The organism is Bacillus sp. YP1 (genome assembly GCF_000877815.1).
Classification (GTDB): Bacteria; Bacillota; Bacilli; order Bacillales; family Bacillaceae; genus Bacillus; species Bacillus subtilis.
The window spans coordinates 3,526,162-3,538,543 of the sequence record NZ_CP010014.1 but is presented as its reverse complement, the minus strand read 5'-3'; the positions used below and the strand labels follow the sequence as shown (position 1 = coordinate 3,538,543).

The window sequence follows — 12,382 nt, the reverse complement described above, 5'->3', positions numbered from 1 at the left end:
GCCTGAATCTTGAAACAGCTTTTACAAGACAGCTGGTGGAATCAGCTAAAGGAAGAGTTTGAGAAACCGTATTATCAAGAGCTCAGAGAAATGCTGAAGCGGGAATACGCGGAGCAAACGATTTATCCGGACAGCCGGGATATTTTCAATGCGCTGCATTATACATCATATGATGATGTCAAGGTCGTCATTCTGGGACAAGATCCGTATCACGGGCCGGGACAGGCTCAAGGTTTAAGCTTCTCTGTCAAGCCCGGTGTAAAGCAGCCGCCTTCGTTAAAAAATATTTTTCTTGAACTGCAGCAGGACATCGGGTGCAGCATCCCGAATCACGGGTCGCTTGTGAGCTGGGCAAAGCAAGGCGTTCTTTTGCTGAATACTGTGCTGACAGTAAGGCGCGGACAGGCGAATTCCCATAAGGGAAAAGGCTGGGAGCGACTGACGGACCGAATTATTGACGTGCTGAATGAAAGGGAGCAGCCGGTTATCTTTATTTTATGGGGACGGCATGCCCAAATGAAAAAAGAACGGATCGACACGTCCAAGCATTTTATCATTGAATCGACGCATCCCAGCCCGTTTTCGGCGAGAAACGGATTTTTCGGGAGCAGACCGTTTTCCCGGGCGAATGCCTATTTGGAGAAAATGGGAGAGGCGCCGATTGATTGGTGTATTAAGGATTTGTAAAAAGCGCAGGTGATCTGCGCTTTTTTATTTGAGTATTTTTCGAATCATTCGCAGCCCGTTTTTGGAGGAAGGATAACGAAATGCGAAGTCGAAGCGGTTCGTTTGTTTGACGACGCTTTTTTTGTGCGTGAATGTGTTAAAACTGTCAAATCCGTGATAGCTGCCGATGCCGCTTTCCCCGACGCCGCCGAATGGCAAATACGGCGTCGCCACATGCATTAACGTATCATTGACACAGCCCCCGCCAAACGACAGATTTCCTAAAACAGCGCGCTCAATTTCTTTGTTTGTGGTGAAGAGATACAGGGCGAGCGGCTTAGGGCGCGATTGGACTTTTTCAATGACTTCCCCGATATCGCGGTATGTAAAGAGCGGAAGAATCGGCCCGAAAATCTCCTCCTGCATCACTGGAGAGTCATCCCTCACTTGTTCGAGAATGGTCGGCGCAATTTTGTGATGATTGGGATTAGATTGTCCGCCTGTGAGTGGGATGCCGTCATTCAGAAAGCTGAGCAGCCGCTGATAGTGCCGTTCACTGACGATTTTGCCGTACTGCGGATTCCGTTCCGGCTGAGGGCCGTAAAATTCTCTGATCGCACGATTCATTTCTTCTGTGAGCTTCGTTTTGATGTCCTCGTGGACAAATAAATAATCCGGTGCGATGCAGGTTTGTCCCGCATTTGTAAATTTCCCGAAGACGATGCGTTTGGCGGCAAGCTGAATGTCAGCATCTTTATGGACGATGCAGGGACTTTTGCCGCCGAGCTCCAAGGTTACGGGAATTAATTGTTTGGCGGCGGCCTCCATGACGATTTTTCCCACGGCTACGCTGCCTGTAAAGAAAATGTAGTCAAAGGGCTGCTGTAATAATGCTGTGCTGACGTCGGGCCCGCCTTCTGCCATAGCGACATAATCGGTCGGAAAAACGCTGCTGATGAGTTTCGAAAGTGCAGCGGAAACAGCCGGCGTATATTCTGATGGCTTGAGAACGACCGTGTTCCCCGCCGCAATGGCTCCAATCAACGGAGAAAGCGCCAGCTGCAAGGGATAGTTCCAAGGCGCAATCACCAAAACGGTTCCATACGGCTCAGGGATGATGATGCTTTTGGAGCCTAGATGAGTCAACGGCGTTTTGACTCGTTTCGGCTTGGACCATTTTCTCAGCCGTTTCATGACAAAGCTGATTTCCTCCAAGACGATTCCGATTTCTGTTGAGTATGCTTCTTGCTCGGATTTGTGGAGATCCTGGTAGAGAGCGGCTATGAGATCGGCTTCATGAGTTCTGACGGCTTGTTTCAGCTTTCGCAAAATGTTCAGTCTCGATTCAAGCGGTCTCGTATGTCCCGCCGCAAAATAGGCTTTATGCTTGCTGATGATAGAGGGGATGCTGTTCATTCCGTTTCTCCTTTTTGTAAGGTATGGTGATTTATTATGTGAAAAATCTCTTCTGCTTGTCAATCGCGCAAGGTTTGTCAGAAAAAATAACAAACTCATATCTGCGTTTACAGCAGGAATTTGATAAAATGCAGGAAGACAACATTTATTTTTTTGGAGGGTGCTTCATGAACATTCATATATCTGCATTAATTCAAAAGATGGAAGAGGAGCTGAAAAAAGCAAAAACAGCTGAACGGGATGAGGAGCTGAAGCGTTATGTAGCGGTTGTCCGTTCTCTGTGTGATGTCGTGCTTGATCAGCCGGAGAACGTGAGCGCGCCCCGCATACAGCCGAGCGTTACGCCAAGTCCTGCCACGCCGCCATCGACAGACCAGCTGATGATGGAAAAAATGATGGGGAGCGCGGGATTAAACAAATTTCGAAAGCAAGAAAAAGAGAAGCAGGAAGAGGATGGAAACGGAGAGTCTTTATTTGATTTTTAAAGAGAGAGGTTGAGCTTACGTGAAATTGGTTCTTGGCGCGCTGCAATGGACAGCGTTTATCATTGCTGCGGCGATAGTTGTTCCGGTGGCGGTTGCCCAGTCGTTTCATCTGGATCACTCAGATTCTGCAAGATTGATTCAAAGCACTTTTTTTGTACTGGGAATTGCCGCCGTCATTCAGTGTTTGAAAGGCCACAGACTGCCGATTAATGAAAGCCCAGCCGGCTTGTGGTGGGGAGTGTATACGATCTACGCAGGGCTGACGGGAACTGTGTTTGCGACATATGGAGACACACTGCGGGGTTTGCAGGGAGCTCTTCTTGTAAGCGCTGTATGTTTCTTTTTGTTAAGTGTTTTCAAGGTCATTGACAGACTTGCAAAATTGTTTACTCCGGTTGTAACGGGCGTCTATTTATTGCTTCTTGTCATGCAGCTGAGTCAGCCCATTATAAAAGGAATTCTCGGAATCGGTTATCGACAGGACGGGGTGGACGGTCTTGTATTTGGCCTGGCGCTTGTTGTGATCGCAGCCGCCTTTATAATGACAAATTCGAACATCATGTTTTTTAAGCAATATTCTATTTTAGTAGCCTTGTTCGGCGGATGGGTGCTGTTTGCGGCTGCCGGAGCGGCAAAGCCGATTGAAATGCCGGACCGGCTGTTTCAGCTGCCTTCCCTGTTTCCTTTTGGGACACCGTTATTTAACAGCGGCCTGATCATCACTTCTATTTTTATTACCATCTTGCTGATTGTGAATATGCTGGCGAGCATGAAGGTTGTGGACATCGCCGTGAAAAAATTCAGCAAACAGCCTGATGGAAAGCATCATGAACGCCATGCCGGTTTTGCCGCTTCATTCAGCCATCTGCTTAGCGGTTTGACGGGAGCTATTGCGCCTGTTCCGATTTCGGGAGCCGCGGGTTTTATTGAAACGACCAAAATGCCTTCTAAAAAACCGTTTATGCTCGGCAGTATTCTGGTTATCGTGATCAGCGTAATCCCGTTTTTTATGAATACGTTTGCGAGCCTGCCGTCACCCGTTGGATTTGCGGTGAATTTTGTTGTGTTCTCCGCAATGGGCGGTCTGGCCTTTGCCGAATTTGATTCGTATGAGAAAGAAGAATCAAAAAGGGTGAGGTCTATCATCGGTATCTCACTGCTGACAGGGGTCGGTATCATGTTTGTTCCTGAAACTGCGTTAAAGGGATTGCATCCAGTATTTATTTCTCTATTAAGCAACGGGCTCGTATTAGGGACGCTTGCTGCAATAGCAGCTGACCAGTTCCAGCTTTGGCGCAGGAGAAAATCCGACAATCTCGTGTCAACGGAGAACAAACATTGAATTTTGGTGCAGGTGCGATAAGATAAATGATATGAGTTTAACGAAAAGGCGGGAGAGATAGATGAAAGTTTTTATCATATTAGGGGCCATTAACGCCCTGCTTGCCGTGGGACTCGGAGCATTCGGCGCTCACGGATTAGAAGGGAAAATACCTGATAAGTATCTTCAGGTTTGGCACACAGGCGTGCAGTATCATATGTATCACGCCCTTGGGTTATTCGTTGTCGCGTTTCTGGCTGATAAATTATCCGGCATAGGCAGTGTCACGACAGCCGGCTGGCTGATGTTTGCGGGAATTGTGCTGTTTTCCGGAAGCTTATATATTCTAAGTGTGACGCAAATCTCCATTCTTGGAGCGATCACCCCGCTCGGCGGTGTGGCGTTTATTATTTCTTGGATTATGATCGTTGTCGCAGCCGTCAAATATCTATAAACAAAAAAGCCAATCCTCATCATATGAGTGATTGGCTTTTTTCTTATCTTGGCGAATAGGACGCCATGGAATATGGATACGTATAAGCAATTTCTTCATCAAATGTAATGTAATCGAGGTAGATTGTCAGGAGCAGGTAGCGTGTTCCTGATTTCGGGTCGCTGATAATAATGTGATCCCGGCCCGCAGCTTCGATGACGCCGCGAAAAATCTTCGAGCCCCATTCCTTGCTGTTTTCAAATGTCATATAAATGGTGGCCGTTTTTCCCCGATTCAGGCGCAAAATATTCTCGATGTAAGATTCCTCAACAGGCAGCATGCCGGGAACGCTTTGGCCCGGTCCTGACGGTGTAGGCCCCGATGGAATTTGAAAACCGCCGCCCTGCTGCTGGCCCGGGAATCCAAATCCCTGCTGTCCTTGTTGTCCTTGCTGTCCCTGCTGCATTGGCATCATTGGCTGCATCCCCATTGGCTGCATTTGTGAGCCTTGGCCTTGCTGCGGGTACGGGTTGGCACCAAACTGAGGCTGATACCCCTGCATATTATCAAATGCCTGCATTTGCTGATATTGATTTTTTTTCGGTTTCATATCGTTCCTCCTTTTTATGAAAACCATTCAAAACATGTTCTGGATGTATAGGTGAACGCTCCGCGATGACTCACCTCCGATGGAAAACGATCTTAGTCGCTGGTGCGATTTTTATCTCTTTCACCTTATGAGGCTGATGCTTGGATTATGCTGAAAAAGAACAGCGGACCGATCAGATTTCGCTCTGGGCATCCGCTGTTTTTCAGAGACATACACAAACTTTTCGCATATTGGTTTGTATCCCTAGCGCAACTTGAGCATAAGCAACATAAGATAACGATAGTTTCAGGTGTGAAGTTCCAAGAAGGAGGTGTAGGATTTGCCGAAAGTATCAGTCATTATGACGAGCTATAACAAAAGCGATTATGTGGCAAAGTCCATTTCTAGCATACTCTCACAAACGTTTTCAGATTTTGAATTGTTTATTATGGATGACAACTCCAATGAAGAGACGCTGAATGTAATCCGTCCTTTTTTGAATGATAACCGAGTGCGTTTTTATCAAAGCGATATATCTGGAGTGAAGGAAAGAACAGAAAAAACGAGATACGCGGCACTGATCAATCAGGCGATTGATATGGCGGAGGGTGAATATATCACCTATGCGACGGATGACAACATCTATATGCCGGACCGCCTCCTGAAAATGGTGCGGGAGCTCGATACCCATCCTGAAAAGGCTGTGATTTACTCAGCCTCCAAAACCTATCATTTAAACGAGAATTGCGACATTGTAAAAGAAACTGTCAGGCCTGCCGCTCAAGTGACATGGAACGCACCGTGCGCAATTGATCATTGCTCGGTGATGCACAGGTATTCGGTGCTTGAGAAGGTAAAGGAGAAGTTTGGCTCCTATTGGGATGAAAGCCCGGCGTTTTACCGTATAGGAGATGCGCGGTTCTTTTGGAGAGTCAATCATTTTTATCCGTTTTACCCACTGGATGAGGAGCTGGACCTGAATTATATTACCGACCAATCGATTCACTTTCAGCTGTTTGAATCAGAAAAAAATGAATTTGTCAGGAACCTTCCTCCGCAGCGAAATTGCCGAGAACTGCGTGAATCATTAAAAAAGCTTGGAATGGGGTGAGAGCTTGTCGGCCTATTTAAACAATTATTGGGTGCTGTACCGGAAGTACGTGGAGCTTTTTGACAAACTTCGCTACAAAGGGATTCCGCTTGGGCTTATCAGTAATTTTTATCAATACATCAGCCCTGAACTGAGGGTGATGATGGAAGAAGAACCGGAATTATTCGGATCGGTGGATCAGCATATCGATGAGGGACAGATTCAGCCGTTTTTTGAAGAAAGAATCCAAAACATCGTTAAAACAAATGACGAACCTGTTAAAGGGAAAGTCATTTTGCACTTTGATTACCTGCGTTTTTCAAACGAAAATTACTATCAATTTGATCCTGAAAAAACGGCTGTTTTGGCCAGATGGAGTTTGCCGCATTATTGTGATCTGCCTGTAATTAGCAAGCGGGAGATTGCGGATTCATGCCAAAAAGGCGATTCGAAGCAGTATCTCGAAACAGCCTGTTCGCTTCTCGCCCCTTATGATGATCACCCGGCATTTGGTGATCAAGCGTTTCGCGACCGGCTTTTCAAAGATATTCCTTTATTTATAGAGGCCATTGATACAGTTGATGCGCTGTTTGAACAGGAAAAGATTTCAGCTGTTATTGTCGGAACGGCAGAAGACATTTACAGCAGGGTGCTCGCTCTCATGTGTCAAAGAAAAGGGGCCGTCAGCATTTGTCTTCAGCATGGCGCATTGATGGGAGATGAAGCCTTCATTCCTGTTTTTACAAGCTATCAAGCTGTTTTTGGTGCGTATGAAGCAGAGTGGTTCATACGAAAAGGCTGTAAACCCGAGCAGATTCTCGTAACGGGACATCCCCGCTTCGATCAGATTTTTAACAGAACGCCTATGGATATGTCCATATTCTATCGAAAACTTGCTTTTCAGCCGACTAAAAAAATTGTGCTCATTGCCACTCAGCCCTTTTCAGAAGACTTTTATTCCGGTGTGCTGCAGGGGCTTTCTGATCAGAAGCAGCTGCAAATCATTATCAAACCCCACCCGTGGGAAATCGGAAAAAACAAGCTTGATCTGTATCACGAGGCGGCGAAAAAACATCAAGCATGCAGAGTCATCAAAAAGGAGCTGGAGCTTTATGATTTGCTGCCGTATGTTGATGCCGCAGTGACGCAAACCTCGACAGTCGGTCTTGAAGCCATGCTGTTTCAAAAGCCTGTGCTGATCGGAAAATCGTCCGGAAATCGCTCGTATCCGTATTATGAGTCTCTTGGCGATTTTATGTTTGACCAGCCGGATGAACTGGCGCACACCTTGGTTGAGGTTCTTCGAAGTCCCGACGTGCATCAAAAAGCAGAAGAGGCGCGCCTGGCATTCATAGCGGCTAATTATCCGGTGGCAGAATCAACAAATGCTTTATTTGCGGAACTGAAAGCCAAAACAGGGGTTGATTACAGGCGGGAAGATACTGAATAAAATGATAGGAGCGCAAAGAAATGGTGCAAAAGAGAAATCATTTTCTCCCTTACTCATTGCCGTTAATCGGTAAGGAAGAAATTCAGGAGGTTACAGAAACGCTTGAATCGGGATGGCTCTCTAAAGGCCCGAAGGTTCAGCAGTTTGAAAAAGAGTTTGCCGCGTTTGTCGGGGCGAAGCACGCCGTGGCGGTGAATTCATGTACCGCAGCTTTATTTTTGGCTTTGAAAGCAAAAGGGATCGGGCCCGGGGACGAGGTCATTACCTCTCCGCTTACGTTCAGCTCGACCGCCAATACGATTATTCATACGGGAGCGACGCCTGTGTTTTCGGATATTGACCAAAACACGCTCAATATTGACCCGGTAAAGCTTGAGGCGGCCGTCACACCGCGAACGAAAGCAGTTGTGCCCGTCCACTTTGGCGGGCAGTCCTGCGATATGGATGCAATATTGGCTATTGCCCAAAATCATGGTTTATTCGTGCTGGAGGATGCGGCACATGCGGTATATACGACTTATAAGCAAAGAATGATCGGTTCTATCGGGGATGCAACGGCATTCAGCTTTTACGCCACCAAAAACCTCGCGACAGGGGAAGGCGGCATGCTGACGACTGATGATGAGGAGCTTGCCGATAAGATCCGGGTGCTAAGCCTTCACGGCATGAGTAAAGCCGCATGGAACCGTTATTCTTCAAATGGCAGCTGGTACTATGAAGTCGAATCGCCCGGCTATAAGATGAATATGTTTGATTTGCAGGCGGCCCTCGGACTTCATCAGCTGAAACGGCTGGATGATACGCAGAAACGGAGAGAAGAGATTGCCGGCCGCTATCAAACCGCTTTTCAGCAGATTCCTGGGCTGATCACGCCGTTTGTCCATGATGACGGCAGGCACGCCTGGCATCTATATGTTCTGCAAGTTGATGAAAAAAAGGCCGGAGTTACGCGCAGCGAAATGATTACGGCTTTAAAGGATGAATACAATATCGGCACTAGCGTTCATTTTATTCCAGTACACATTCATCCGTATTATCAAAAGCAATTTGGATATAAGGAAGCGGACTTTCCGAATGCCATGAATTACTATAAACGAACCCTTTCTCTCCCGCTCTATCCATCAATGTCTGACGACGATGTAGATGATGTCATTGAAGCTGTGCGGGATATCGTAAAAGGGGCTGATTAAGTGTATACGGTAAAAGAAAATGTTTCCAAAGAGGCGATTGAGGAATTTCTCCAAAGCAGAAAGCTTACACTGGATGTTCCGTATCAATTTTCCCTCGGCCTTTTTGAAAACAGCAGGCTCCAAGGCGTATTGCTTTACGAAGATTCTTTGTGGGAAAGCAAGGTGCTTCAGAAGAAAGTCATGAACGTCAAACTTCTTGCCGCAAATAGTACCGGGCAGCTAAAGAGGCTGTTTGAAGCTTTTTATACTGTACGCCAAATGGATGAAACGGATTTTATCTTTGTCCGCGTTCCGGCTGAAGACATCGGAGCCGCGCATGTGATACAGCAGCAGCCATCCTCTTACTTTGTCGGGAGTTTGCTGAAGCTGGCGATGCCTCCGTCTTTTTATGACAAAACACCGCCATTTTTTGAACTGGGCCCGCCTGAGCCCGGAGACACAGAAGCGATATGTGAGCTGGCCCGAGACTCGTTTACAAAAAGCAGATATTTTCAGGATCCTCATCTCAGCCGCGATGCAGCAAACAAAATATTTCAGGAGTGGACACGAAACAATCTGAATGGAAGGGCGGCGGTCAATATTGTCGCTAAACACAATGGCGAGGTCATCGGCTATCTTCAGGGCTTATCAAGAGATGATGAATGCATTCTCGATTTGATGGCTGTAAAGCCGGGATTTGAAGGAAAACGTATTGCGTTTCATTTATTGGCGAATCTCATAGAACAACCGGAGACCCAGAAGCATAGAACGGTAACAGCGGGGACGCAGCTTCACAATGTAAGGGCGATCCGCCTTTATGAACGAATGGGCTTTACCGCTGAACAATCGTATTACTATTATCATATTTGGCCGGGCAAGGAGGCGAAATAATGGCAGCGTTTCAGATCGCGAATAAAACTGTAGGCAAAGACGCTCCTGTTTTTATTATTGCTGAGGCGGGGATTAATCATGACGGGAAGCTTGATCAGGCTTTTGCGCTGATAGACGCCGCGGCGGAAGCGGGAGCGGATGCCGTGAAATTTCAAATGTTCCAAGCTGATAGGATGTACCAGAAAGATCCTGGTTTGTACAAGACGGCAGCGGGCAAGGACGTCTCTATTTTTTCTTTGGTTCAATCTATGGAAATGCCTGCTGAGTGGATTTTACCGCTATTGGATTACTGCCGCGAAAAGCAGGTGATCTTTTTAAGTACGGTATGTGACGAGGGGTCAGCTGATCTGCTTCAGTCTACCTCGCCGAGCGCTTTTAAAATCGCATCCTATGAAATTAACCATCTCCCGCTGCTCAAATATGTCGCCCGGCTGAACAGGCCGATGATTTTCTCGACAGCCGGAGCTGAAATCTCTGATGTTCACGAAGCTTGGCGCACCATCAGGGCAGAGGGAAACAATCAAATTGCCATAATGCATTGTGTGGCGAAATACCCAGCACCGCCGGAGTACAGCAACCTCAGCGTCATTCCGATGCTTGCCGCCGCTTTTCCTGAGGCAGTAATCGGCTTCTCCGATCATAGCGAGCATCCGACAGAAGCGCCATGTGCCGCGGTTCGGCTCGGAGCAAAACTGATAGAAAAGCATTTTACGATCGATAAAGATCTGCCGGGTGCCGACCACTCGTTTGCATTAAATCCGGATGAATTGAAAGAAATGGTCGATGGCATCAGGAAAACGGAAGCTGAGCTGAAACAGGGGATCACAAAGCCGGTCTCTGAAAAACTGCTTGGCAGTTCATACAAAACAACAACCTCCATCGAAGGAGAAATCAGAAATTTTGCATACAGAGGCATTTTTACAACAGCTCCGATTCAAAAAGGTGAAGCCTTTAGTGAAGACAATATCGCAGTGCTTCGGCCCGGACAAAAGCCGCAGGGGCTGCACCCGAGATTTTTTGAACTGCTGACCAGCGGTGTTCGGGCTGTAAGAGACATTCCAGCCGACACAGGCATTGTCTGGGATGACATTTTACTGAAGGACAGCCCGTTTCATGAATGATATTCTCTTTATCATTCAAGCAAGAATGGGTTCAACAAGGCTTCCGGGAAAAGTGCTTCGGCCGCTCGGATCGAATCGTTTACTTGATATTCTCGTTCACCGTGTCCGGCAAAGCGCGTTTTACCAAAAGGATCGGGATAATCTTGTCATCGCCACGTCTGACAAAGAAACTGACGATATATTAGAGGCGCACTGTATCAAACAAGGCTTTCGTGTTTTCCGCGGGAGCGAAGAACGTGTCCTCGATAGGTTTGTGAAGGTCATAGAAGCTGTTAAACCGTCAGTCATTATCCGGTTAACGGGTGATAATCCGTTTGTCGATCCGGAGCTGCTCGATGTAATGATTAAGGCGCATTTTGATCAAGGATCAGATTATACGTATATCCTGAATGCCCCATTAGGGATTTGCGGCGAAGTGGTCAACGCCAACCTGTTAATTGACATCAGCCGTATTCAGAATATGGAGGATCAATATCAGGAGCATGTCACGTTATATATAAGGAATCATCCAGCTCTTTATCGTGTTCAGTTTTTAGAGGCGCCGGAACGATTTCGCGCCCCTCAATATCGGCTGACCATTGATACAAAGGAAGACTATGAATCGATAAAGGCTCTCTATCAAAAAGCAGGCGAGCGCCCCGATGTATCCGCCTCAGAGCTTATCACCCTTCTGAACCGGAACCCCGATGCGGCAATCGAACGAGAGGCTGAATAGCCATGCGTGTTGGGATCTTCGCAGACGGCGGCTATGAAAAGGGAATGGGCCATGTTGTCCGGATGAAGAGACTTGCGGAGGGGCTCAAACAGCGATGCTTGATTACGTTTTATACGAATCAGGAGTCTGAAGCGTTTCTTCATGAAGAGCATTGGCGTGTCATCGTAAAGCCGGAGCTGCAGCAGCACGAATTTATTCTCCGGGAAATAAAAAGCAAGAAGCTTGATTTGCTTTTGTTTGATATTCTAGGCGCGCCTGCAGAGCTGTTAAAGAAAATAAAGACGGAGACAGATGCGAAAATTGTTCTTTTTGAAGAGAAAAACGGTAAATCAATTCAATATAGTGACGCAGTCATTAACGGAATTTACGGTGACATCAGAAGCAGGGTGTACGTTCAGGGAAACACACGCATTTATGAAGGTCCGGACTATCTTATTCTTCACCCCGCCTTTCAGGCCGCAAGAGAGGATTACACACTTAAGAAAGACTGCCGCAATATCCTTGTTGCATTAGGAGGAAGTGATCCGAAGCAGCTTATTTTTAAAGTGCTGGCTGCCGCTGATCAAGTCCCCGACATAAAAGACAAAAACATGATGTTTGTAATGGGGAGCGCTTCACCGCATCAAGAGGCAGTCCGAAGGCGGATCGAAAAGAAGCCGCAGTACAAGATGATCGAACAGACAAATGATATGGCAGGTTTGATGAAACAAGCGGACGCAGCCATTGTCGCCGGCGGCATCTCTCTATATGAAGCCATTTGCATCGGCGTGCCGTGCCTTGTTCTTTCTCAGGTTGAGCATCAAACGGCAACAGCAAAAACATTTGCTGGCCAAGGCGCCGCTCTTGATCTTGGTTTGGGTGAGCTTGTACCGGATGAAACACTCATCTATCAGATGTCACGCATTATGAGCAGCTATCCTCTTCGCCTTTCTTTGCACAAGGGAGGAAGGCCGCTCGTGGATGGCAAAGGCATTATACGGGTAACAGCTATTCTTCAAGATTTATATGAACAAGAGATATAAAAATGCATGTAAGG

13 protein-coding genes are annotated in these 12,382 nt (G+C 47.0%); 11 read left to right on the top strand and 2 right to left on the bottom strand.

Going from position 1 to position 12,382, the window contains the following annotated elements; genetic code table 11:
* Positions 1 to 9: 9 nt before the first annotated feature.
* The gene (locus QF06_RS17420) at positions 10 to 687 is read left to right on the top strand and encodes a uracil-DNA glycosylase (RefSeq protein ID WP_015384978.1); all 678 of its coding nucleotides are present in this window, start codon (positions 10 to 12) and stop codon (positions 685 to 687) included.
* A gap of 24 nt (positions 688 to 711) precedes the next feature.
* Here QF06_RS17420 and QF06_RS17415 read toward each other — a convergent pair whose 3' ends face one another.
* The gene (locus QF06_RS17415) at positions 712 to 2,082 is read right to left on the bottom strand and encodes an aldehyde dehydrogenase (protein ID WP_038828108.1); all 1,371 of its coding nucleotides are present in this window, start codon (positions 2,080 to 2,082) and stop codon (positions 712 to 714) included.
* Between the two features lie 167 nt (positions 2,083 to 2,249).
* Between QF06_RS17415 and QF06_RS17410 the strand changes: the two genes are divergently transcribed.
* The 3 genes from QF06_RS17410 to QF06_RS17400 all read left to right on the top strand — a co-directional run bounded on the left by QF06_RS17410 (position 2,250) and on the right by QF06_RS17400 (position 4,342).
* Positions 2,250 to 2,567, top strand: a complete 318-nt coding sequence (locus QF06_RS17410; RefSeq protein ID WP_038828111.1) for a YwdI family protein — start codon at positions 2,250 to 2,252, stop codon at positions 2,565 to 2,567.
* Between the two features lie 19 nt (positions 2,568 to 2,586).
* Positions 2,587 to 3,909, top strand: a complete 1,323-nt coding sequence (locus QF06_RS17405; protein WP_038828107.1) for a purine/pyrimidine permease — start codon at positions 2,587 to 2,589, stop codon at positions 3,907 to 3,909.
* 61 nt (positions 3,910 to 3,970) lie between these two features.
* Positions 3,971 to 4,342 carry a DUF423 domain-containing protein gene (locus QF06_RS17400; protein ID WP_003227446.1) on the top strand — a complete coding sequence of 124 codons (372 nt, stop codon included), beginning with the start codon at positions 3,971 to 3,973 and terminating at the stop codon, positions 4,340 to 4,342.
* A gap of 43 nt (positions 4,343 to 4,385) precedes the next feature.
* On the opposite strand, the gene gerQ is transcribed toward QF06_RS17400, so the two are convergent.
* Positions 4,386 to 4,931: a spore coat protein GerQ gene (gene gerQ, locus QF06_RS17395; protein ID WP_014481253.1), complete on the bottom strand. Its 546-nt coding sequence runs from the start codon at positions 4,929 to 4,931 to the stop codon at positions 4,386 to 4,388.
* A 319-nt stretch (positions 4,932 to 5,250) separates the two neighbouring features.
* Here gerQ and spsA point away from each other — a divergent pair, with 319 nt between their 5' ends.
* The 7 genes from spsA to QF06_RS17360 are packed head-to-tail and all read left to right on the top strand — an operon-like array spanning position 5,251 to position 12,368.
* Positions 5,251 to 6,021 (top strand): spore coat dTDP-glycosyltransferase SpsA, encoded by a 771-nt coding sequence (gene spsA, locus QF06_RS17390; RefSeq protein ID WP_041850390.1) that lies wholly within the window; start codon positions 5,251 to 5,253, stop codon positions 6,019 to 6,021.
* 4 nt (positions 6,022 to 6,025) lie between these two features.
* Positions 6,026 to 7,450 (top strand): CDP-glycerol glycerophosphotransferase family protein, encoded by a 1,425-nt coding sequence (locus QF06_RS17385; RefSeq protein ID WP_041850391.1) that lies wholly within the window; start codon positions 6,026 to 6,028, stop codon positions 7,448 to 7,450.
* Between the two features lie 20 nt (positions 7,451 to 7,470).
* Complete coding sequence (locus QF06_RS17380) at positions 7,471 to 8,640, top strand: DegT/DnrJ/EryC1/StrS family aminotransferase (RefSeq protein WP_041850392.1); 1,170 nt, start codon at positions 7,471 to 7,473, stop codon at positions 8,638 to 8,640.
* Positions 8,641 to 9,510: a GNAT family N-acetyltransferase gene (locus tag QF06_RS17375; RefSeq protein WP_003227457.1), complete on the top strand. Its 870-nt coding sequence runs from the start codon at positions 8,641 to 8,643 to the stop codon at positions 9,508 to 9,510.
* A complete protein-coding gene (locus QF06_RS17370) occupies positions 9,510 to 10,631 on the top strand; it encodes an N-acetylneuraminate synthase family protein (protein WP_031601100.1) in 1,122 nt (373 codons plus the stop codon). The genes QF06_RS17375 and QF06_RS17370 overlap by 1 nt, the downstream gene beginning before the upstream one ends.
* Complete coding sequence (locus tag QF06_RS17365; protein ID WP_032725144.1) at positions 10,624 to 11,346, top strand: glycosyltransferase family protein; 723 nt, start codon at positions 10,624 to 10,626, stop codon at positions 11,344 to 11,346. Before QF06_RS17370 ends, QF06_RS17365 begins: the two co-directional genes overlap by 8 nt.
* Before the next feature lie 2 nt (positions 11,347 to 11,348).
* Entirely contained in the window at positions 11,349 to 12,368 is a 1,020-nt protein-coding gene (locus QF06_RS17360; protein WP_014481244.1) for a PseG/SpsG family protein, read from the top strand.
* Positions 12,369 to 12,382 lie beyond the last annotated feature (14 nt).